General features: G+C 44.1%; 22 protein-coding genes. All 22 read left to right on the top strand.

Going from position 1 to position 21,659, the window contains the following annotated elements; all coding sequences use genetic code 11:
• A partial coding sequence (locus G596_RS25410; protein WP_026671329.1) for a hypothetical protein occupies positions 1–183 on the top strand: 183 nt, incomplete at its 5' end.
• Positions 184–335: 152 nt separating this feature from the next.
• Positions 336–2,072 carry an ABC transporter ATP-binding protein gene (locus G596_RS0112890; RefSeq protein WP_022762258.1) on the top strand — a complete coding sequence of 579 codons (1,737 nt, stop codon included), beginning with the start codon at positions 336–338 and terminating at the stop codon, positions 2,070–2,072.
• A 54-nt stretch (positions 2,073–2,126) separates the two neighbouring features.
• Positions 2,127–5,657 carry a DNA polymerase III subunit alpha gene (locus G596_RS0112885; protein WP_022762257.1) on the top strand — a complete coding sequence of 1,177 codons (3,531 nt, stop codon included), beginning with the start codon at positions 2,127–2,129 and terminating at the stop codon, positions 5,655–5,657.
• A gap of 203 nt (positions 5,658–5,860) precedes the next feature.
• On the top strand, positions 5,861–6,829 hold the full coding sequence (gene pfkA, locus G596_RS0112880) for a 6-phosphofructokinase (protein WP_022762256.1): 969 nt from the start codon (positions 5,861–5,863) through the stop codon (positions 6,827–6,829).
• A gap of 83 nt (positions 6,830–6,912) precedes the next feature.
• Positions 6,913–7,713 carry a TrmH family RNA methyltransferase gene (locus tag G596_RS0112875; protein WP_022762255.1) on the top strand — a complete coding sequence of 267 codons (801 nt, stop codon included), beginning with the start codon at positions 6,913–6,915 and terminating at the stop codon, positions 7,711–7,713.
• Positions 7,714–7,760: 47 nt separating this feature from the next.
• Complete coding sequence (proC, locus tag G596_RS0112870; RefSeq protein WP_022762254.1) at positions 7,761–8,555, top strand: pyrroline-5-carboxylate reductase; 795 nt, start codon at positions 7,761–7,763, stop codon at positions 8,553–8,555.
• Positions 8,556–8,764: 209 nt separating this feature from the next.
• Positions 8,765–9,919 carry a cell wall hydrolase gene (locus G596_RS0112865; RefSeq protein WP_022762253.1) on the top strand — a complete coding sequence of 385 codons (1,155 nt, stop codon included), beginning with the start codon at positions 8,765–8,767 and terminating at the stop codon, positions 9,917–9,919.
• A 123-nt stretch (positions 9,920–10,042) separates the two neighbouring features.
• Positions 10,043–11,026 carry an ornithine carbamoyltransferase gene (gene argF / locus G596_RS0112860; RefSeq protein ID WP_026499088.1) on the top strand — a complete coding sequence of 328 codons (984 nt, stop codon included), beginning with the start codon at positions 10,043–10,045 and terminating at the stop codon, positions 11,024–11,026.
• Between the two features lie 23 nt (positions 11,027–11,049).
• Positions 11,050–11,877: a biotin--[acetyl-CoA-carboxylase] ligase gene (locus G596_RS22115; RefSeq protein WP_022762251.1), complete on the top strand. Its 828-nt coding sequence runs from the start codon at positions 11,050–11,052 to the stop codon at positions 11,875–11,877.
• A 63-nt stretch (positions 11,878–11,940) separates the two neighbouring features.
• Positions 11,941–12,747: a type III pantothenate kinase gene (locus tag G596_RS0112850; protein WP_022762250.1), complete on the top strand. Its 807-nt coding sequence runs from the start codon at positions 11,941–11,943 to the stop codon at positions 12,745–12,747.
• A 58-nt stretch (positions 12,748–12,805) separates the two neighbouring features.
• Positions 12,806–13,372: a DUF6145 family protein gene (locus G596_RS25565; RefSeq protein WP_022762249.1), complete on the top strand. Its 567-nt coding sequence runs from the start codon at positions 12,806–12,808 to the stop codon at positions 13,370–13,372.
• A gap of 56 nt (positions 13,373–13,428) precedes the next feature.
• Entirely contained in the window at positions 13,429–14,457 is a 1,029-nt protein-coding gene (gene dusB / locus G596_RS0112840) for a tRNA dihydrouridine synthase DusB (RefSeq protein WP_022762248.1), read from the top strand.
• Positions 14,458–14,619: 162 nt separating this feature from the next.
• Entirely contained in the window at positions 14,620–15,099 is a 480-nt protein-coding gene (gene greA, locus G596_RS0112835) for a transcription elongation factor GreA (RefSeq protein ID WP_026499091.1), read from the top strand.
• A gap of 73 nt (positions 15,100–15,172) precedes the next feature.
• Positions 15,173–16,741, top strand: coding sequence for a lysine--tRNA ligase (gene lysS, locus G596_RS0112830; RefSeq protein WP_022762246.1), 1,569 nt, complete (start codon positions 15,173–15,175; stop codon positions 16,739–16,741).
• 253 nt (positions 16,742–16,994) lie between these two features.
• The gene (locus G596_RS22110; protein ID WP_022762245.1) at positions 16,995–17,360 is read left to right on the top strand and encodes a DUF6462 family protein; all 366 of its coding nucleotides are present in this window, start codon (positions 16,995–16,997) and stop codon (positions 17,358–17,360) included.
• 2 nt (positions 17,361–17,362) lie between these two features.
• Positions 17,363–17,614 carry a DUF6462 family protein gene (locus tag G596_RS0112820; protein ID WP_022762244.1) on the top strand — a complete coding sequence of 84 codons (252 nt, stop codon included), beginning with the start codon at positions 17,363–17,365 and terminating at the stop codon, positions 17,612–17,614.
• Positions 17,602–18,384 (top strand): ParA family protein, encoded by a 783-nt coding sequence (locus G596_RS0112815; RefSeq protein ID WP_022762243.1) that lies wholly within the window; start codon positions 17,602–17,604, stop codon positions 18,382–18,384. Before G596_RS0112820 ends, G596_RS0112815 begins: the two co-directional genes overlap by 13 nt.
• Before the next feature lie 15 nt (positions 18,385–18,399).
• Positions 18,400–19,320, top strand: a complete 921-nt coding sequence (locus G596_RS0112810) for a ParB/RepB/Spo0J family partition protein (RefSeq protein ID WP_022762242.1) — start codon at positions 18,400–18,402, stop codon at positions 19,318–19,320.
• Positions 19,310–19,705: a replication initiator protein A gene (locus tag G596_RS22105; protein WP_022762241.1), complete on the top strand. Its 396-nt coding sequence runs from the start codon at positions 19,310–19,312 to the stop codon at positions 19,703–19,705. The genes G596_RS0112810 and G596_RS22105 overlap by 11 nt, the downstream gene beginning before the upstream one ends.
• Before the next feature lie 21 nt (positions 19,706–19,726).
• On the top strand, positions 19,727–20,761 hold the full coding sequence (locus G596_RS0112800) for a replication initiator protein A (protein ID WP_026671327.1): 1,035 nt from the start codon (positions 19,727–19,729) through the stop codon (positions 20,759–20,761).
• 2 nt (positions 20,762–20,763) lie between these two features.
• Positions 20,764–21,057, top strand: a complete 294-nt coding sequence (locus tag G596_RS0112795) for a hypothetical protein (protein ID WP_022762240.1) — start codon at positions 20,764–20,766, stop codon at positions 21,055–21,057.
• 19 nt (positions 21,058–21,076) lie between these two features.
• Positions 21,077–21,589, top strand: coding sequence for a hypothetical protein (locus G596_RS23890; protein WP_022762239.1), 513 nt, complete (start codon positions 21,077–21,079; stop codon positions 21,587–21,589).
• Positions 21,590–21,659 lie beyond the last annotated feature (70 nt).

Raw genomic sequence — 21,659 nt, 5'->3', positions numbered from 1 at the left:
GGCATGACCCTGGATAGGAGCAAAAGCGGCACCCCACTATGGGTAGGCTGGACGAAGGAATTTAGGACACTCCTACGGGAGAAAGATCCTGTTAGACATGAGAGGTTAGCAGCCATAGGGAAGAATGGGACACAGATTCGCCTTCATAAAAAGGATGACGTTATCTTTCGTGCACCCTTCTGACTGGAAACACATATGCATTGTACCTGAAATGACATGGTTTTCGCCCATTATTTAATGCTTATCATTGTTTGTAACTTATTAACCAATTGCACATAGGGCTTAAATACTGGTTCTTTTGTGCAAAATATATAAGAAAGTATAGAGAGACATATATGGACTTACTGAAAAAATTTATCCCATATTACAAACCATATATCGGAGTATTTTTGCTGGATTTAGTGGCGGCATCGATTTTGTCGCTGATCGATCTTGTCTTTCCGCAGCTGCTGAGGGTTCTTCGGCAGACGCTTTTTCTTGAGGCTCCTGAAAAGATAGTTGCCGGAGTGATTAAGCTGGCGGCAGTGTTGCTTATCATGTACATCGTGAGATTTCTGTGTAAGCACTATGTAACTTATCAGGGACACATGATGGGAGCCCGCATGGAATCGGGGATGAGAAGTGATCTCTTCGAGCAGTTCGAGAGATTCTCATTTTCCTACTATGATAAGAACAACACCGGCGAGATGATGAGTAAGCTCGTATCGGATCTTTTTGATATATCGGAGCTTGCACACCATGGTCCTGAAAATATCTTTATATCTACAGTTAAGCTCTTGGGCTCGTTTACTATTCTTATGACAATGAACGTGCCGATGACGCTGATCCTGGTTGCAATCGTAGCGTGTATGGCGATTTTTTCATATGTGCAGAACGGAATTATGCGAAGGACTTTTTTTGATAACAGGAAAAAGATTGCCGGCATAAATTCTTCTCTCCAGGACACTCTCGGCGGAATTCGCGTGGTGAAATCCTTCACCGGAGAAGACATAGAGAAAGCGAAATTTGAAAAGAGTAATGAGGCCTTTCTTGAATCAAAAAAGGCAAATTATAAGACGATGGCAATGTTCTTTGCAGGAAACAATTTCTTTGAAGGACTTATGTATATCGCGGTAATTGTTTTCGGCGGACTCTTCATTGCGAAGGGTACCTTGTCAGTAGAGGATCTGGCGGTCTATGCGCTGTATATAAACGTGTTCATAGGGCCGGTCATGATACTTATCGAGTTCACTGAGCAGCTTCAGAAGGGCGCTGCGGGATTCCAGAGATTTCGCGATGTAATGGATGTGATTCCGGAGATAGAGGATGCTCCCGATGCGGAAGTGCTGACAGACTGCAAGGGAGATGTGGATTATGAGGATGTATCCTTTGCTTACGATGATGACGAGGAGAGAGTTCTTGACCACATAAATCTTCATATTGATGCGGGAAAAAAGGTTGCCATAGTCGGTCCCTCCGGCGGAGGAAAATCCACGCTTTGCAGCCTGCTTCCGAGATTCTACGATGTTACCAAGGGTGCTGTGAAAATTGATGGCAAGGATGTAAGAAGTCTTACGCAAAAATCTTTAAGAGGTGTCATTGGTATCGTACAGCAAGAGGTGTATCTTTTTAACGGAACCATTCGTGAGAACATCGCCTACGGGCGGGAGGGAGCCAGTTTTGATGATATAATGGATGCAGCGAAAAAGGCTGACCTTGATGAGTTCATATCCTCTCTTCCCAACGGATATGACACTATGGTTGGCGAGCGCGGAGCAAGACTTTCCGGAGGACAGAAACAGCGAATTGCTATTGCAAGAGTATTTCTTAAGAATCCTCCGATACTGATCCTTGATGAAGCTACCAGTGCTCTGGACAATGAATCCGAGCGCTATATACAGGAGAGTCTCGACAGACTCGCAGCTGGCAGAACCACAATCACAATTGCCCACAGACTTTCTACTATTAGAAATGCAGACGAGATTATCGTTCTGGATTCCGAGGGTATTCAGGAGAGGGGCAACCACAGACAGCTTCTTGAAAAGGATGGAATCTACGCAAAGTATTTTTATATGCAGGTAGGGATTGCGTAAATAAGCCTTCTCCTAAGGAGAAGGTGGCACGAAGTGCCGGATGAGGTAATATACATGTCATTTGCACACTTACACGTACATACAGGCTATTCTCTGTTGGATGGATCCAACAAGGTTGCCGATTATGTAAAAAGAATAAAAGAGCTCGGAATGACTGCGGGAGCCATAACGGATCACGGAGTCATGTATGGCGTTATAGAATTTTATAAGCTGGCTAAGCAAGAGGGAATCAAGCCAATAATCGGATGCGAGGTATATGTTGCACCCGGCTCCCGTTTTGAGAAAGAGATGGGAGTTAATGAGAACAGATACTATCATCTGGTACTTCTTGCAGAGAATAATAAGGGATATGAGAATCTTTCCCACATTGTAAGCCGGGGATTTACTGAAGGATATTACTATAAGCCGAGAGTTGATCTTGAACTTTTAAGAGAGTTTCACGAGGGAATAATCTGCCTTTCCGCATGTCTTGCAGGTGAGGTTCCGAAGGCTATAACAAGAGGCGACCTCGAGGAAGCAAGGGCAGCAGCTCTTAGGTACGATGAGATATTCGGGCATGGCAATTTCTTCCTGGAGATGCAGGATCACGGAATTCCGGAGCAGCACACAGTGAATTCCGCTATTTTAACTCTGTCCAAAGAACTTGATATTCCCATGGTTGTGACAAATGACTGCCACTATACCAACGCGGAGGATGCTGAGGCTCATGATCTTCTGCTGTGCATCCAGACCGGTAAGAAGGTCACGGATGAGGACCGTATGCGCTACGAGGGCGGACAGTACTATGTGAAAAGCGAAGACGAAATGCGTCTTCTTTTCCCTTATGCACAGGAAGCAATTGAGAATACCCAGAAGATTGCGGACAGATGTAACGTGGAGATTGAGTTCGGCGTGACAAAACTCCCGCATTTTGATGTGCCTGAAGGATATAATTCCTGGACATATTTAAATAAGCTCTGCGATGACGGATTAAAAGAGAGATATCCGGACGATGACGGAACCATCAAGAAACAGCTTGACTATGAGCTTTCTGTAATCCAGAAGATGGGATATGTCGATTACTTCCTTATAGTATGGGATTACATCAACTTTTGCAGAGAGAGTGGGATAGCGGTAGGCCCCGGAAGAGGTTCGGCGGCGGGATCTGTAGTTTCTTACTGTATCCATATCACAAACATTGATCCTATTAAGTATGATCTGCTGTTTGAGCGTTTCCTTAATCCGGAACGTGTATCCATGCCCGATATAGACGTGGATTTCGAGTATGAGCGCAGGCAGGAGGTTATTGACTACGTCACAAGAAAATACGGCGCAGACAGAGTCATACAGATAATTACTTTCGGAACGCTTCAGGCCAAGGGTGTAATAAGGGATGTTGCCAGAGTGCTGGATCTTCCCTACAGCTTTGGCGATAACCTTGCTAAGATGATCCCGACCATTCCAAATGAAGCGATGGATTTGAAGAAGGCTCTTTCAATAAATCCCGAGCTTAAAAATATGTATGAAACGGATTCACAGGTACATCACCTGATTGATATGTGTATGAAACTGGAGGGATTGCCGAGGCATACTTCCATTCACGCCGCCGGAGTTGTAATCTGTCAGAGCCCCGCAGAGGATCTCATTCCTCTTTCAAGATCTGCGGAAGGAAATATAACAACCCAGTTTGATGCGCCTACGAGTGAGGAACTGGGACTTCTGAAGATGGACTTTTTGGGTCTTAGGACCCTCACCGTAATAAAGGATGCGGTCGCTTTTGCTAATGAATCGATAGGAGCAAAAGAGGGCGATCCTGATTTTATTGATATAGAGAAAATCGATTATGATGATCAGAATGCACTCGGAGCACTCGGACTTGGAAAAACCGAAGGCGTTTTCCAGCTTGAAAGTGCAGGAATGACATCGTTCATGAAGGAACTTAAACCACATTCCTTCGAGGATATTATTGCGGGTATTTCTCTTTACCGTCCGGGACCGATGGACTTTATACCTAAGTATATAGCCGGAAAAACGGACGTCCAGAATATCACGTATTCGACACCGCTCCTTGAGCCTATTTTGTCTCCGACCTACGGATGTATTGTGTATCAGGAGCAGGTTATGCAGATAGTTCAGCAGCTTGGTGGTTATACGCTCGGACGAGCTGATCTTGTACGCCGTGCCATGAGTAAAAAGAAGCAGCACGTCATGGAGGTTGAAAGGGAAAACTTTGTCCACGGCAATGCGGAAGAAAATGTTCCCGGCTGTGTATCCAAGGGAATCGGAGAGGATGTTGCAAATGAAATCTATGATTCAATGATGGATTTTGCAAAGTATGCGTTCAATAAATCCCATGCCGCCTGCTACGCAGTGGTTGCGCTTGAGACAGCATGGCTGAAATACTACTATCCGGTAGAGTTTATGGCTGCGCTTATGACTTCTGTTATAGATGTTCAGGCTAAGGTTTCCTATTATATTATGGCCTGCAGAAGTATGGGGATTGAGGTTCTGCCGCCTGATATAAACGAAGGCTATTCGGGATTCTCGGTTGCCAAAACATCGGATGATGATGAGAATAAGGATCCCAGACTTCGCGGAAAGGCAATAAGATATGCGCTTACCTCCATAAAGGGAGTAGGCCGTCCTGTTATCGAGTCTGTTGTCAGGGAGAGAGAAGCCGGAGGAAAATTCAAAAGCATTAACGACTTCCTTACAAGGATGGAGCCTTACGGAGATATAAACAAGAGAGCTGTCGAAAACTTCATCAAGGCCGGTGCACTTGATAGCCTTGGCGGAACAAGAAAACAGATGATGTGTGTCTTCGGACCGCTTCTTGATCAGCTTCACAACAAGAGCAAGAACACCTTCGCAGGACAGATGTCGCTCTTCGACCTCGCACCTCAGGAGGTGAAGGAACAGTTTGAGATAAAACTGCCGGATGTAGGTGAATACCCCAAAGATATGCTTCTCGAATTTGAGAGGGAAGTCCTTGATGTCTATGTCTCCGGACACCCGCTTGAGGAATACGAGGGATTTTGGAAAAAGCATATCACTGCAAAGACGACGGATTTCTATTTTGATGAGGAGACAGGCGAAACCGTTGTAAGGGATAACTCCACTGTAACCATCGGAGGAATTATTTCAGCCAAGACCACGAAGTACACTAAGAAGGATCAGCTTATGGCCTTTCTTACAATAGAAGATCTCGTGGGAAGTATAGAAGTAATCGTATTCCCCAAGACCTACGAGGGCAACCAGGGAAGGCTTAATGAAGATGGCAAGGTATTCATCCAGGGACGCGTCAGCGCTGAAGAAGAAAAGAATGCAAAACTCATTGCATCCAAAATTCAACTCTTTGATGAAGTGCCCCGCACCCTCTGGGTTCAGTTTTCCAATAAGGAGGACTACGAGACCAAAGCAAAACTCCTCGAAGACACCCTCCTCTCCACCGTCAAAGGCCCCGGCGCCAAAGACCAGGTAGCAGTCTACCTCAAGGACACCAAACAAATAAAGAAACTGCCTACTTCACTCAAAGTAAACGCAAATGAAGACACACTTGCTATACTAACGGCAGCATTTGGTCAAGACAATATTAGAGTGGTATAAGGATATCGTAAGATTTATGAAGGGAAGGTCCGTAGCCGTAAACATCCATTTCTCAACCACACCCCGGCGGCAGAACCCCTAACAAAAAATTATGAAAAATTGCTAAATTTATGGGGGAACGTAATTGCAGATTGCCGAAAATTGCGCTAATATATAAATCGTAAAAGTGACAAAGATTTATCAATAACGAGGTACAACCTGATATGGCAAAAGAAATTAAAACTATCGGAGTTCTTACAAGCGGTGGTGATGCGCCTGGAATGAATGCCGCTATTCGTGCGGTTGTTCGTAAGGCTCTTGCAAACGGACTTAAGGTTAAGGGTGTTAAGAAGGGCTACATGGGACTTCTTAATGAAGAAATTTTTGATATGGATCGTAGAAGCGTAGCTGATATCATTCAGCGAGGCGGTACAATCCTTGGAACTGCAAGATGTATGGAGTTCACAACTGAGGAAGGCCAGAAGAAAGGTGCTGAGATCTGCAGAAAGCATGGCATCGACGGAATGGTTGTAATCGGTGGTGACGGATCCTACAGAGGTGCACAGAAGCTTTCAGCTCAGGGAATCAACACAATCGGACTTCCCGGCACAATCGACCTTGATATTGCATGTACCGATTATACTATCGGTTTTGATACAGCTATTAACACAGCAATGGATGCTATCGACAAGATCAGAGATACATCCTCATCTCACGAGCGAGTAAGTATCGTTGAGGTTATGGGACGTCATGCAGGTTATATCGCACTTTGGTGCGCAATCGCTAACGGCGCTGATGACATCCTACTTCCTGAGAAATACGATTACAATGAGCAGAGAATCATTGATAACATCATTGATAACCGTAAGAAGGGTAAGACACACCACATCATCATCAATGCAGAGGGTATCGGACACTCAGCATCAATGGCACGTCGTATCGAGGCTGCTACAGGTCTTGAGACCAGAGCTTCTATCCTCGGTTACATGCAGCGTGGTGGTAGCCCGACCTGTAAAGACCGTGTATATGCTTCCATGATGGGATGCTACGCAGCAGACATTCTTACAGCAGGTAAGACAAACCGCGTAGTTGCATACAGAAACGGACAGTTCGTTGATTACGATATCGACGAGGCTCTTGCAATGAAGAAGTCCATTCCTGAGTATCAGTTCGAGATCAGTAAGATATTATAATAGAAACTTAAAGCCATACAGGCTTTGAAGAAATAAAAGCCTTCCCAACCCGGGAAGGCTTTTTGTTAAAAAATGAGGTCCCCATGCTTACAAGTACAAACAACACCCGTGTTAAACAGATAGCAGAATACAGCAAGAAATCAAAAGCCCGTCGCAAGGACGGCGTATTCTTAATAGAAGGAATCCGCATGCTCAGGGAAGTCCCTCTTGAAGCTATGAGAGAGGTGTACGTAACCGGGCATTTCCTGGAGAATCTTTCACCTGAAGATAAGACGCTCATCAGGAATATTCAGCAGGATGACGGAGTGAGCTTTGAAGAGGTTTCGGATGATGTCATGAGGAAGATGGCTGACACGCAGACTCCTCAGGGCGTACTTGCGGTTGTTAAGGAAAAAAGGTGGGAGCTTAAGGATCTCCTGGGAGAGACACCGCTTCTTCTTATTCTTGAGAATATTCAGGATCCCGGGAATCTTGGCAATATGTTCAGGACGGGTGAAGGGGCTGGCGTTACCGGAATAATAATGAGCAGCGACATGGCGGATGCCTATAATCCGAAGGTTGTCAGATCCACAATGGGTGCCATCCTGAGAGTCCCCTTTATATATGTGGATTCTATCCCGGACACAGTGAAGGAACTTCGGGAAAAGTACAACGTTACAAGTTATGCTGCTCATCTGAAGGGTACAAAGAACTATGATGAGATAAGCTACAAGGAAGCGTCCGCTTTTTTGATAGGAAATGAAGGTAACGGGCTTACAAAGGAAGCTGCAGATGCGGCATCTGAGTATGTTCTGATACCCATGCTGGGTAGGGTGGAATCGATGAATGCGGCAACCTCCGCAGCGATTCTGACTTTCGAAGCGGCAAGGCAGAGAAGACAGTAGGACTTTACAAAATAATAATTTACAGAAAAGAAATAGGAGGAGCAGTTATGGTATTAGGTTTTATCGGACTTGGAAACATGGCAAAGGCACTCATGGGCGGAATAATCTCCAAGGGAATCTTCGACCCTCAGGACATAATCGGATCAGATCCTATGGAGGCTGCAAGGGACAGCGCTGCCAGAAAATTCGGAATACAGACTAAGGACAACAATGCTGATGTCGCAAGGGAAGCGGATGTAATCCTTCTTGCCGTTAAACCGCAGTTTTTAAAGGTAGCAATTGCTGACATCATGGATGAGATTGATGAAAACAAGCTTATTATCAGTATAGCTGCGGGCAAAAGTCTTGAATGGATTGCAAAGGAATTTGAAAAACCCGTTAAGACAATAAGAGTTATGCCCAACACTCCCGCGCTTGTAGGTGAGGGGTGCGCCGCTGTATGTCCCAACAATTTGTGCAGTGATAGCGATTTAAATCTTGCTTTGGACCTTTTGAGAAGCTGCGGTACCGCAAACGTAGTAACAGAGAACCTTATGGATGTTGTGACCGGTGTAAGCGGCTCATCTCCTGCATATGTTTTCCTTTTCATAGAGGCAATGGCCGATGCAGCTGTACTTGGAGGTATGCCGAGGAAGCAAGCCTATGAATTTGCTGCACAGGCTGTACTTGGAAGTGCGAAGATGGTACTGGAGACTGGAAAGCATCCGGGTGAGCTCAAGGACATGGTGTGTTCACCTGCCGGTACAACCATAGAGGCAGTGAAAGTTATGGAAGAAATGGGCTTTCGCGGAATTGTCATGAACGCAGTCCAGGCAGCTACTGAGCGCAGCAAAGAATTGTAAATTGAATACGAAATTCGGATAATTAAGTGCTCGATAAAATATGAAATATTTATTAACATGAAGAATCCGCATGGACTCCCCGATTATTAGGGGAGTCTTTTTTTAGACAATTTGTGTAAAAATTTGACAAAATAACACTCATTTGTTACAATCGTGGAGTATTTTGTTTTAACAATTTGTAATAATTTTAAAAAGGAAGCAAAAATAACATGAAAAAAGCAGGCACGTTAATGCGTGGAATCCTGGCTGTCACAATGATGATCATCATGCTGGGAACTTCCAACTGCAAGACCGTACAGGCAAGGACTACAAATATATTGAACAGCAACGATGTGGGTGTTGGTAACTTACTCAATCCTACTGAAGTAGCTGAGGTTTCCGATGAGGAGAGAGCTAAGGCTCATGATGTCGCTGAGGATATAAATGATAAAGCGGCAGAAGATGCTGAGGACGAAGAGGAACAGGAACAGGAAGAAGAGGATTCCTCTAAACTTGTTATGGCAAATGTTAATCAGGTAATGAACATTCGCATTTCACCTGATGACAGCTCTGAGAAGGTCGGAGTTCTTTATAAGGACTGCGGCGGTAAGATTATCGAGCAAAAGGATGGATGGACTAAGCTTCAGTCAGGAGATCTTGTTGGCTGGGCTAATGACGAATATCTTCTATTTGACGAAGAAGCAGAGGAACTCGCAGAGGAAGTTGGTGTACAGCTTGTAACAAGTAACTGCGATGCACTTCGTATCCGCGCAGAGGCAGATGAAAATGCCGAAGTACTTGGTGTTATTACAAATAACAGTTTTGTGGATATGGTAGAAGATCTTGGCAATGGTTGGATTGCCGTTGACTACAACGATGAGACAGGCTATGTGCAGGCCGAATATGTTGATACTGATTTCAGAATCGACGAAGGTGAGACCATGGCCGCTATTCAGAAGAGGGAAGAAGAGGAAGCCAAGCGGAAGGCCGAAGAGGAGGCCAAGAAAGCGAAGGCGAAGCTTACACAGAATACGGGTGCTGTTTCTGCGGGGGCAGATGAAGCAAGACTTTTGGCAGCGCTTATATACTGTGAAGCGGGGAATCAATCTTATGAGGGTAAGGTTGCTGTAGGCGCAGTTGTTATGAACCGTGTAAAGAGCAGCGCATATGCGAGCACAATTTCCGGAGTTATATATGCTTCCGGTCAGTTTACACCGGCTCTTAACGGAACTGTAGACAGAGTTTACGCAGGAAATATTCCTGACAGCTGTGTACAGGCTGCGCAGGCGGCACTTGCAGGTGAGACTACCTGTGGTACTGCACTTCACTTCAGACGTGCGGGCGGACACGACGGACAGATTATCGGAGCTCACGTATTCTGGTAATCAGTACTCAATAATATGTTTTTATGATAAAATAAAGCCTGATTGTAGATTGATTCTGCAGTTGGGCTTTTCCTATGAAAAAGGAAAAGAAAATATATAGCAGGAGGAGTACATACCATGGCAGTGAATTTACACGGAAGAGATTTTCTAAAGTTACTTGATTTTGAACCCGAAGAGATAGAGTATCTTCTCGATCTTGCAGCTGACCTTAAGCGCAAGAAGAAAAACGGCGAGCTTCATGATGAATATCGTGGAAAAAACGTTGCTCTTATCTTTGAGAAGACCAGCACACGTACGAGATGTTCTTTTGAGGTTGCAGCTCACGATCTTGGTATGGGAACGACCTACCTTGATCCCACAGGTTCACAGATTGGTAAGAAGGAAAGCATCGCTGATACAGCGCGTGTTCTTGCGAGCATGTATGATGGAATAGAGTATCGCGGCTTCGAGCAGACAATCGTAGAAGAACTTGCAAAGTATTCCAAGGTACCGGTGTGGAACGGACTTACAAATGAATTCCATCCGACTCAGATGCTGGCAGATCTTTTGACGATCCGCGAACACTTCGGAAAGCTCAAAGGAATTCACATGGTATACCTCGGAGATGCGAGATATAACACAGGCAATTCTCTTATGGTTGCATGTGCAAAGATGGGTATGCACTTTACAACCTGTGCGCCTAAGAAATACTGGCAGAATGAAGAACTTGTTAAGATCTGCAAAGAGATTGCAGCTAAGACCGGCGCGGTTATAGAGCAGATTGAAGATCCGATGGAGGCAACCAAGGGTGCTGACGTCATCGCTACAGATGTCTGGGTATCAATGGGTGAGCCCGATGAGATCTGGGAAGAGAGAATAAATGATCTTAGGGCCTATGCTGTTACAAGCGACATTATGAAAAATGCGGGCGAGCAGGCAGTATTCATGCACTGTCTTCCTGCTTTCCATGATCTTGGTACAGGTATCGGCAAAAAGATTAAGGAGCGCTTCGGCCTTGATGAGATGGAAGTAACGGATGAAGTTTTCGAGTCCTCACAGTCCATAGTTTTTGAGGAAGCCGAGAACCGCATGCACACTATCAAGGCGGTAATGTACGCTACAATATAACAGGCAGAATCGAGAGTTAATATATGAATTTGGAACGAATTCGTGGTTCCTTAAATACAGAGTGGATAGCAAGGGATGCGGAATTTTTTCCTGTGATTGATTCCACAAATAACGTTGCCAAGGCAGCAGGAATGGAAGGGCGTGAGTCAGGATTTGTTGCGGTGGCCGACAGACAGGACGCCGGGCGAGGAAGCCGCGGCAGAAGCTGGGTCAGTCCCGAGGGCTACAACATTTTCATGAGCCTTATGATAAGACCCGGGATTCCGATGGATAAGGCAGCAGGGCTTACGCTGGTTATGGCGCTTTCCATATCGGAAGCGATTGATAAGCTTGTCAGTGATGGCGGAATTAGCGAGGATGCGAAACGCACCTTTATAAAGTGGCCTAATGATATCGTGCTTAATAAGAGGAAGATCTGCGGCATTCTTACGGAACTTCACCAGATGCCGGATCAGAAGGACTATTTTGTTGTAATAGGTGTGGGAATAAATGTTAATCAGCCCATAGAGCTTTTCCCGGAGGAGATAAGGGATACCGCCGGCTCGATTTTTTCAGAGACAGGAAAAGAGACGGACAGGTCCAAGCTTGTTGCCTGTTGTATGAAGTGCTTTGAGGACAATTATGAGAAGTATGTGGAAAGACAGAACCTCTCGGCACTTAAGGACAGCTACGAAAAACGACTTATAAATATTGGCAAGGAAGTAAAGATACTTGATCCAAAGGGTGAGTATGAAGCTGTGGCAGAAGGGATTACCGATGACGGGTCTCTTTTGATAAGTCTGGCAGATGGAAGAAGAGAAACGATAAATGCCGGGGAAGTCAGTGTTCGCGGCCTTTATGGATATGTATAAATTCCATTGTGCAAGAAACTATAGAAGTATAAAGTATTGGCAGCTGATGCTGAGGAGGTGCAGATGCTTTTAGCGGTTGATGTAGGAAATACAAATATTGCATTCGGTGTTTTAAAAGGAAAGAAAATCGTAGGATCTTTTCGAATGATGTCCCAGACGGCGCATACTTCGGATGAGTACGGTAACAACATCATAGCGATGCTTAGAAATAACGGGATAAATAAAGAAGAGATCAGCGGAGTAATTGTTTCCAGCGTAGTTCCTAATGTGATGCATGCGCTGGTGAATGCCATGATCAAATATCTGGGAAAGCAGCCGTATATTGTGGGTCCCGGAATCAAGACAGGCATTAAAATACTTACAAAGAATCCTGCAGAGATAGGACCCGATCTGGTGGTAGGCGCGGTTGCCGCGTATGAGATGTATGGCGGACCAGCAATTGTTGTGGATTTCGGAACAGCCACCACTTACGTGCTTATTACGGAAAATGGCGATTTTATCGCAGGTGTCGTAAGTCCCGGAATAAGAATCTCCGCCAAGGCACTCTGGCAGGATACAGCTAAGCTTCCCGAGATTGAGATCAAGAAGCCTGACAGTATCCTGGCGCAGGAGACTATCAGTTCCATGCAGGCAGGACTTGTTTACGGACAGATAGGACAGGCCAAGTATATTATTAATGAGATGAAGCGCGAGTCAAAACTGGAAAACGTCAAGGTTGTCGCAACAGGCGGACTTGGACGACTCATTTCCGAGGAATGTGACGAGATCGATATTTACGATCCGAACCTTCTGATCCAGGGACTTCGCATCATCTATGAAAAGAACAAGAGAGTAAAGCCGAAACTTGAGGAGTTTGAGGGCGGAGAATAAAGAATAGCCTTCCCCCCACAGGTGGAAGGTGTCTGCGAAGCAGACGGATGAGGGAAATATGGATAACAAAAAAGAAACAAGAAACATATACAACGACGAGGCGCGCCCCGGTGATGAGGAGAAACTTCATTCCGATACTTTGAATGCCGATAAAACAAAAGGCAGACGCCTTATCATAAATAAGGAAACAGGAAAAATCACAAATGCCGAAACAGGTGAAGAGGTTTCCGACATCCAGGTTGTGACTGAGGACGGATCACTTGGAAGCGTATCAGCGGGAGGAAGGATTATCCTTTGCGGAGCAAACGCGTACGAGATGAAGTATTACTTTAATCCGCTTTTCAAAAAGATCCCCGAGAGCATCCAGAAGGAACTCCATATCATTAGCGTCCTGTTTGCACAGGAAGCCGGTGGAATTTTCACAATAGAATTCGAGGATGACGGAATGATCACCATGGAGACCACGAGAAGTGAGGAGGATATCACTTATGATGAGGTAAGTGCGGGACTCCTTATCGGCGAGGTCAGAAGACAGAGGCAGGACCTTTTCGAGGCGCTGCAGATGTACTACAGAGCAATGATTCTGCATGAAGACATGAGTGATATTTTAAGTGAAGAAGAGTAAACTGTGGTCAATTGTTAATAGTAGAAATTTCCGCAGTGATTGGAAGGAAATAAGAAATGTACAGGCCTTCGAGTGGTTTTAATAGTGAAGGAATAAGATATAACGATTACCTGCATCCCTTGAGAATAGGAGATGTGGAGCTGAAAAATAATATAATACTCGGACCTATGGCAGGTGTATCCGACCTGCCATTTCGTCTGCTCTGCCATGAAAACGGAGCGGGACTTGTGTGTATGGAGATGGTGAGCGCCAAGGCGATTACCTACCGCAACCGCAACACCAATAATATGATGGAGATTCATCCGGAGGAGAGGCCCGTATCGCTGCAGCTTTTCGGAAGTGAGCCGGAGATTATGGCGGAGGCTACAAGAATGATAGCGGATAAGCCCTATGACATTCTGGATGTGAACATGGGATGCCCGGTGCCTAAGGTCGTTGGTAACGGAGAGGGCTCAGCCCTTATGAAAAATCCTGAGCTTATAGAAAAAATCGTGAGAGCGATGGTAGCTGAGACAGACAGACCGGTCACTGTGAAAATAAGGAAGGGCTTCAATGAATCAAGCGTAAATGCTGTGGAGTGTGCACAGGCAGCAGAACAGGGTGGCGCCGCGGCAATAGCAGTTCACGGCAGAACCAGGGAGCAGTATTACAGCGGGGAAGCCGACTGGTCCATAATCAGAAAGGTCAAGGAGGCAGTCAGAATTCCTGTAATAGGAAACGGAGATGTCAAAGACGGCGCCAGTGCGAAGGCCCTTATGCAGGAAACCGGCTGCGACGGCGTTATGATAGCAAGAGCTGCAGAGGGGAATCCCTGGATTTTCAGAGAGGTGATAGCTTATCTGGAAAAAGGAGAGATATCGGAACGCCCAACAATGCAGCAGATGTATGAGATGGTGATAAGGCATGCGGATCTTCAGCTCAAGTACAAAGGTGAGTACATCGGAATAAGAGAGATGAGAAAGCATGTATCCTGGTATACCACCGGACTTCCGGGTTCTGCAAAATTCAGGGCACTCATAAATACCATGGAGGACATGGATTCTCTCAAAGCCGCTTGCGCCGTGGTTTTCGGAATAAAGGATTGAGTTATAATACATAGAGCAATAAGAAAATAATAAAATTTTGACTTTATACCATTATTCATATATAATTCTATGGATTGTAAACACATATAACATTGACACAATTTATTTGCAGTGCAGGACATGCGTGCAAAATTCTATTTTTATAGAAAGGATATATATAAAATGGAAGAAAAGAAGAACTTATTAACCTATGAAGGACTCAAGGCTTACGAGGATGAGCTCCATGATCTCAAGGTTGTAAAGAGAGCAGAGGTTGCTGAGAGAATCAAGGAAGCTCGTGAGCAGGGAGATCTTTCAGAGAACGCTGAGTACGATGCAGCCAAGGATGAGCAGCGTGACATCGAGGCTCGTATCGAGGAGCTTGAGAAGATCCTCAAGAATGCAGAAGTTGTAGTTGATGAGGATGTTGATCTCGGTAAGGTCAGCGTTGGTGCCAAGGTAAAGCTTCTTGACATCGAGGCAGGTGAAGAGGTGCAGTACAGCATCGTTGGTTCATCAGAGGCTAACAGCCTTAAGGGCAAGATCAGTAACGAATCACCTGTAGGTAAGGCTCTTATCGGAGCTAAGGTTGGCGAGGAAGTTACCGTTGAGACACAGATGGGTGACTTCAAGTACAAGGTTCTTGAGATCGTTCGTAAATAAGAAATAACAGATACTTAAGAGCGGGGGTGATTTTTTTACCCCCATTACTTTTTTATAGGAAAGAGGAGAAAAAGTGGCAGAGAATCAGAATCAGCAAAAGAATCAGCAGAAGACAGAAGACATTAACCAGCTCAAGAAGGTTCGCCGTGAGAAGCTTGCAAACCTTCAGGCAGAGGGCAAGGATCCTTTTCAGATTGTAAAGTATGATCAGACACATCACGCACAGGAGATCAGAGACAACTTCGAGACATTAGAGGTTGTTCCCGAGACAGACGCAGAGGGTAAGCAGATCACTCCTGAGCTTTCAGAGATCCCCGCAGAGAAGGTTGTATCTCTTGCAGGTCGTATGATGAGCAAGCGTGTAATGGGTAAGGCATCTTTTGCTAACCTTCAGGATAAGTCAGGACGCATGCAGCTCTATGTTTCAAGAAATGATCTTGGCGAGGAGTCTTATGCAGCCTTCAAGAAGATGGACATCGGCGATATCATAGGTGTTAAGGGATTCGCATTCAGAACAAAGACAGGCGAGATTTCTGTTCATGTAAAAGAGCTGACACTTTTATCCAAGTCACTTCAGCCTCTTCCGGAGAAGTTCCATGGACTTACAGATACAGAGATCCGTTTTAGACAGAGATACGTAGACCTTATCATGAACGAAGAGGTTAAGGATACATTCATCAAGAGATCTCAGATAATCCAGGAGATCCGTAACTTCCTGTCAGCAAGAGACTTCATGGAAGTTGAGACACCTATGCTGGTTGAGAATGCAGGCGGTGCTGCAGCAAGACCTTTCCTTACTCATTACAATGCACTTGATGAGGAGAGAAAGCTTCGTATCTCACTTGAGCTCTACCTTAAGAGACTTATCGTTGGTGGTCTTGAGAGAGTATACGAGATCGGCCGCGTATTCAGAAATGAAGGTACAGATACAAGACACAACCCTGAGTTCACACTTATGGAGCTGTATCAGGCATATACAGATTATGAAGGAATGATGGAGCTCACAGAGAGCATGTTCAGATACCTTGCTGAAAAGGTATGCGGTACAACACAGGTTCCTTATGGTGATCACATCATCGACCTTGGCAAGCCCTTCGAGCGTCTTACCATGAACGATGCTATCAAGAAGTATGCAGGCATTGACTTCGATGCTGTTAAGACAGATGAGGAAGCTAAGGCTATCGCTAAGGAGCACCACGTTGAGTTTGAGGATCGCCACACCAAGGGCGACATCATCAACCTCTTCTTCGAGGAGTTCTGCGAGGAGAAGCTGATCCAGCCTACATTTATCATGGATCATCCTATCGCAATTTCACCTCTTACAAAGAAGAAGCCCTCAGATCCTGAGAAGGTTGAGCGTTTCGAGCTCTTCATCAACACATGGGAGATGTGCAACGCATACTCAGAGCTTAACGATCCTATCGACCAGAGAGAGCGTTTCGCAGCGCAGGATGCCAATGCGGCAGCAGGCGATGACGAAGCAGAGCATACAGATGAGGACTTCCTTAACGCACTTGAGATCGGTATGCCGCCCACTGGTGGTATTGGCTACGGTATCGACAGATTGTGTATGCTTCTCACGAACAGTGCTAACATAAGAGAAGTTTTGCTCTTCCCGACACTTAAGTCCATGAAGCAGTAAATCCAGTATTTATGCGGGTTTTAGAGACACAAAGTCATGTTTTGACAAACTCCTGACAAACGGGAGATGAATTTAGAGGTTTGTAGATGCGCTCAGAGGCGCACCGTTAAAAACAGAAAACTTTTTTTCGATAACTTTACAAAAGGTTATAAGAGCTACTTTTTAGAAAACAAAATTCTAAGAAGTAGCTCTTTTTTGTTGGCTAATTCATGGATGGTTCTTCAGCACATAAAAAATAAGGAGGACATCATACATGAAAAGAAAAAAAGAAGACAGACCGTATTTTGATGAGAACCGTGATTACGTTGGCGAACTTGAAAATGAGAATGAGAAAAACAGTCCATTTAACCGGGAAGTTATAGTCCAGGAAAAAGTAGTGATGCGTACTTTGAGGAAAAAGTGGCTCAGATATAGGGATGCAGAAATTGTTTACAGCCTTGAGCACAAGAAAATCCTTGAGATGGCAGACCAGGCAGGAGCGATTTACAGGAGAGAAGGAACTGTTCTGATCAACAGAGACATCTTTGATGAGTACCTTGAGAGATTCCACCAGCCTGCAGGAATGTATCAAACAAATGGTAATCGGGAGAAAAAAGTTTTGGAAGAGAGGGAGGGCTGAATATGTTCGGAACAATATGGATGTTCTCTGATCAGATTGATGATGAAGATATTCTGTTTGCCCAGAGAAGTTTTATCACCTACAACATGGCCATCGATTACTACAAGATGAGCTACAGGGCAGTTACTCGTGTGGCAGACAGGTCCGGTGCCTTTTACAAACTTCATAAAAAGGTTCTCATAAACAGGGCAATCTTTGAGGACTACTTAAGAAAAAATGGAAAAGATGGGAGGAAAAAAGTATGTGCAAAGTAATCGCAATCGCAAATCAGAAAGGTGGCGTAGCTAAAACCACAACTGCAATGAATCTTGGAATAGGACTTGCTAACAAGGGGCATAAGGTACTTTTAATTGATAACGATCCACAAGGGAGCCTTTCTATCTGCATGGGATATAAGGATCCTGACAGCCTTGAACTCACTATTGTTGATGTTATCGAGAAGATTGTTAATGAGGAAGATATTCCGGAAGGTTTCGCTATCATGCACCACAGCGAGAACGTAGATCTTCTTCCTTCAAATATTGGATTATCCGCTGCAGAGGTATCACTTGTAAACGTAATGAGCAGAGAACTGGTACTTAGGGATTATGTGGAACAGATAAAGGACCAGTATTCATACATCATTATTGATTGCATGCCATCTCTGGGTGTTATGACTGTAAATGCACTTGCTTGTGCTGACACTTGCCTCATACCCTGTGCCGCAGCGTTTCTTCCTGTAAAGGGTCTTCAGGCACTGCTTAAGACCATCTATACAGTAAAGCGCAGGCTTAATTCAAAGCTTGAGATTGAGGGAATCCTATTAACAATGGTTGATAAGAGAACCAACTATGCTAAGGAAATTATTGCAGAGGTTAATGAAGTATATGGTAAAAGCCTTCGAGTCCTTCCTACAGAGATTCCGCTATCAATCAGAGCAAGTGAAACATCTGCTATGAGTAAAAGCATATATGAATATGATCCAAAAGGCAAGGTGGCAAGTGCCTACAGTGAACTTACAGATTTTGTCGCAGATAATTCATGAAGGGGGTAATTAGATATGGCTGCTAAAAGAGAAAAGATACATTTTGAATCAGTAGATGAGCTTCTTGGAGCTCCTTCAATTAAAGATGGTACAGAAGAAATAAGGATTGATAAGATACATCCATTTAAAGATCACCCTTTTAAGGTGGTTGATGATGATAAGATGGCGGAACTTGTAGAGAGCATCAAGGCTAATGGTATTTTGTCTCCGGTTCTTGTAAGACCAGACAACCAGGGCGGTTATGAAATGGTTTCAGGTCACAGAAGGATGCATGCCGCTAAATTAGCGGGGCTTGAGGTTGTGCCGGCAATTGTAAAGGAAATGACAGATGATGAATCGGTAATAGTTATGGTTGATTCCAATGTACAAAGAGAAGAGATTTTGCCTAGTGAGAGAGCATACTCACTGAAAATGAAGATGGATGTTGTTAAGCGACAGGGAAGAAGAACTGACCTCGAAGATACTTCTGGTACTGAGTGCCGAAAGTTGACTGGCGATGCCGTTGGTGAAGAATTTGGTCTTAGAGATAGGCAGGTCAGAAAATATGTAAAGCTCACAGATCTGATTCCTGAACTTATGCAGATGGTTGATGAAAAAGTTATTTCAATAGGAATGGGCTATGATATTTCTTTCTTTGATAAGGAAGTCCAGCAATGGATTTATGAATACAGAAAAGAAAATGGCATTCTCAGACCAGAACAGATAGAAGCACTTAAGGCGCAGAAGAATCTTGAAAATATGCAACAGTACCCAGTTATACAGGTTTTGAACAGTGCATTGCCTGAGCCTAAAACAAACGGAAAGGTCTCATTGTCAGAAAGAAAACTAAATAAGTATTTCCCTTCCCATATGCCTTCAAGGGAGCGTGAAAAAGTTATCCTTGAGCTTCTTGCAAAGTGGAAGGAAGAACAGGAGGAAATGGCAGATGAAACTTGATTATCATTACGGACGACAGGCATTCCAGTATGCCATGGTAGAAATTCCACTGCTTATGTTTATTGACGATGCGTTTGAACCACTGTCTATAGAAGCAAAGGTTGTATATGGAATCCTACTACAAAGGATAAGGCTGGCAAATAGAAATGGCTGGCGGGATGAAGAAGGCAGGCTTTACGTGGTATATCCGCTTGAACAGATGCATAAAGATATAGGACTTTCAACAAGAACAATCAGCACAGCACTGAAGCAATTGGAAGATATCGGAATTATTGATATCTGTATAAGAGGTCAGGGAAAACCAAATCTGTACTACGTGAAGAACTTTATTTACAAGGATGAGGAAAACTGTTCCAGAGGTGCAAAAATTGCATCTCTGGAATAAGGAAGGGGGAGAATAAATAAAATGAAATTTGAGTATTTTAATGGGAGGGAACCGATATCAAACAGTTATATGGCACTTCCCAAATGTTTTCACAGTGATCCTGTGCTGAACAAGGTATCGGTCAATGCAAGATATCTGTATGCGTTACTATTGGACAGAATGAAACTTTCTGCCATCAATAACATGGTTGATAAGGAAGGAAAAACCTATGTTTTCTACGATTGGGAAGATGTTCATGAGGCAACAGGCTTAAGTAAGAATACAGTATATAAGCTTTTTGACGAACTGGATTCTGAAAAAGGGATTGGTTTAATAGAGCGTGTGAAGATGGGGCAGGGCAAACCATCACGAATATATGTCATGAGGATTGTTGAGGCAGAACATAACGTGGATGCAAATGAGTCTGAAAACCAAAAATTGGAAAAAGCCCAGAAGTTCACAATTTGTGATTCAAGCAAAAAAGAGGATGTTTCTGAATACCAGGAATTGAACCGCCGAGGTCAGAATCGGGACTTGGAAGTCACTGATCTTGGTTCTCCAGAGTACCAGGAATTGGGACGTAATAAAAATAATATTAATAAAAATAATTATAATAATAATCTTATCCGTATCTATCCCAGTAACAGTATGGCTTCGCAGATGGATGGGATGGAATCAGAGGATGAAGAAAAGGCAACAAGAGCTTATGTCAGAGAGGATATTGGGACTGATGTACTGTGTGAGAGATTCCCTGACGATGAAGGGATAATAAGGGGCATAGAGGACCTTTTGGTTGACGTTCTCACTTCAAACCGCCCAAAGATATGGGTTGGAAGTGAAGAAAGGGAAACCAACTCGGTAAAGGGGAGGCTCATGAAGCTTGATAATATGCTTCTCGAGGACGTTGTGGCAAGCTGGAAAAGCCTTACCGAAGTGCCAAAGAATCCAAGGGCATATATGCTGACAATGCTGTATAACGTGTCCACAACACACGTTGCTCAGATAACAGCGGAGGTCAATCATGGCATGAAATATGGCTTCGGTGTAACTGAAAATCAAGAATTGATGGAGGGTTGATTATGTTTATCTTAAAGCTTTTAGTGAAAATTGTATTGTTTCCGGTATTTTTGATCATGTGCTTTATCAAGAGTTGGGTAGGTCTTCTGTCCAAGATTGGCTGTTTGATTCTTGGTCTGTTTTACTTGCTGATGCTGGGAATAATCGTGATGTACATTAGTATGAAAATGTGGGATGCAGTGTTTATGGGAGTTGCATTCTCTTTTGCGGCATTCCTTGTGACTTTTGGTGCAGTTGCAGTGGGTGTTGCGATAGAAGATATTACAGACAAACTCAGCAATATACTAGCGTCTTGAAGAAGAGGGGGAGATAGCGATGAATTTATGGGATGTTAAGGGAGTACCGCACAAAGGATGGAAGTGTGAAGGAGTAATTGATGTTGGGGATGGAACTTCGTCCAGCGATGAAATCGAATATGAGCAGTGTGAGATGTGCGGAAATGAGAAAATCCGCTATGTGCACATCATGAAGCATGATAACTATTTCAGGGAACTGAGGGTTGGCTGCGTGTGCGCAGAAAAGATGTCTGGGGATTATGAGAATCCAAGAAAGGCTGAGAATGTTTTGAAAAACAAGCTTCTCCGCAAGAAGAATTATCTGAGAAAGCCCTGGAAATATAATCCACTAAAGGGAACATACAGTAAGAAATACAAAGGGGTCTACATAACGCTTGTGAAGGGGAGATATGACAGTTGGGGGATATATTGTGATAAATACAGATTATGGCAGGTCAGAGGACAGAAGATAAAAGACTTTAAAGCTGCAGAGGAACTGGCATTTGAACTGTACGAGCTTTGCCATAAGAGGCAGGAACCAATAGCAGCTTAAAAATATAATAAATTTCCCAAACTTGCGCCAAACGCAAATTGAAAATGATAGCATGGAATTATCAAAGACA

This window comes from Butyrivibrio sp. AD3002 (genome assembly GCF_000420905.1).
Lineage (GTDB): Bacteria > Bacillota > Clostridia > Lachnospirales > Lachnospiraceae > Butyrivibrio.
This window is presented reverse-complemented; position numbering and strand designations above follow the sequence as displayed.

Excerpts from the sequence above, each read along its gene's own strand:
- G596_RS0112795 (WP_022762240.1), top strand. The coding sequence starts at position 20,764 with ATGTTTATCTTAAAGCTTTTAGTGAAAATTGTATTGTTTCCGGTATTT.
- greA (WP_026499091.1), top strand. The coding sequence starts at position 14,620 with ATGGAAGAAAAGAAGAACTTATTAACCTATGAAGGACTCAAGGCTTAC.
- dusB (WP_022762248.1), top strand. The coding sequence starts at position 13,429 with ATGTACAGGCCTTCGAGTGGTTTTAATAGTGAAGGAATAAGATATAAC.
- G596_RS22115 (WP_022762251.1), top strand. The coding sequence starts at position 11,050 with ATGAATTTGGAACGAATTCGTGGTTCCTTAAATACAGAGTGGATAGCA.
- G596_RS0112800 (WP_026671327.1), top strand. The coding sequence starts at position 19,727 with ATGAAATTTGAGTATTTTAATGGGAGGGAACCGATATCAAACAGTTAT.
- G596_RS0112815 (WP_022762243.1), top strand. The coding sequence starts at position 17,602 with ATGTGCAAAGTAATCGCAATCGCAAATCAGAAAGGTGGCGTAGCTAAA.
- G596_RS25565 (WP_022762249.1), top strand. The coding sequence starts at position 12,806 with ATGGATAACAAAAAAGAAACAAGAAACATATACAACGACGAGGCGCGC.
- G596_RS0112810 (WP_022762242.1), top strand. The coding sequence starts at position 18,400 with ATGGCTGCTAAAAGAGAAAAGATACATTTTGAATCAGTAGATGAGCTT.
- G596_RS0112890 (WP_022762258.1), top strand. The coding sequence starts at position 336 with ATGGACTTACTGAAAAAATTTATCCCATATTACAAACCATATATCGGA.
- G596_RS0112865 (WP_022762253.1), top strand. The coding sequence starts at position 8,765 with ATGAAAAAAGCAGGCACGTTAATGCGTGGAATCCTGGCTGTCACAATG.
- G596_RS0112820 (WP_022762244.1), top strand. The coding sequence starts at position 17,363 with ATGTTCGGAACAATATGGATGTTCTCTGATCAGATTGATGATGAAGAT.
- G596_RS0112875 (WP_022762255.1), top strand. The coding sequence starts at position 6,913 with ATGCTTACAAGTACAAACAACACCCGTGTTAAACAGATAGCAGAATAC.
- G596_RS22110 (WP_022762245.1), top strand. The coding sequence starts at position 16,995 with ATGAAAAGAAAAAAAGAAGACAGACCGTATTTTGATGAGAACCGTGAT.
- pfkA (WP_022762256.1), top strand. The coding sequence starts at position 5,861 with ATGGCAAAAGAAATTAAAACTATCGGAGTTCTTACAAGCGGTGGTGAT.
- proC (WP_022762254.1), top strand. The coding sequence starts at position 7,761 with ATGGTATTAGGTTTTATCGGACTTGGAAACATGGCAAAGGCACTCATG.
- G596_RS22105 (WP_022762241.1), top strand. The coding sequence starts at position 19,310 with ATGAAACTTGATTATCATTACGGACGACAGGCATTCCAGTATGCCATG.
- G596_RS0112850 (WP_022762250.1), top strand. The coding sequence starts at position 11,941 with ATGCTTTTAGCGGTTGATGTAGGAAATACAAATATTGCATTCGGTGTT.
- G596_RS23890 (WP_022762239.1), top strand. The coding sequence starts at position 21,077 with ATGAATTTATGGGATGTTAAGGGAGTACCGCACAAAGGATGGAAGTGT.
- G596_RS0112885 (WP_022762257.1), top strand. The coding sequence starts at position 2,127 with ATGTCATTTGCACACTTACACGTACATACAGGCTATTCTCTGTTGGAT.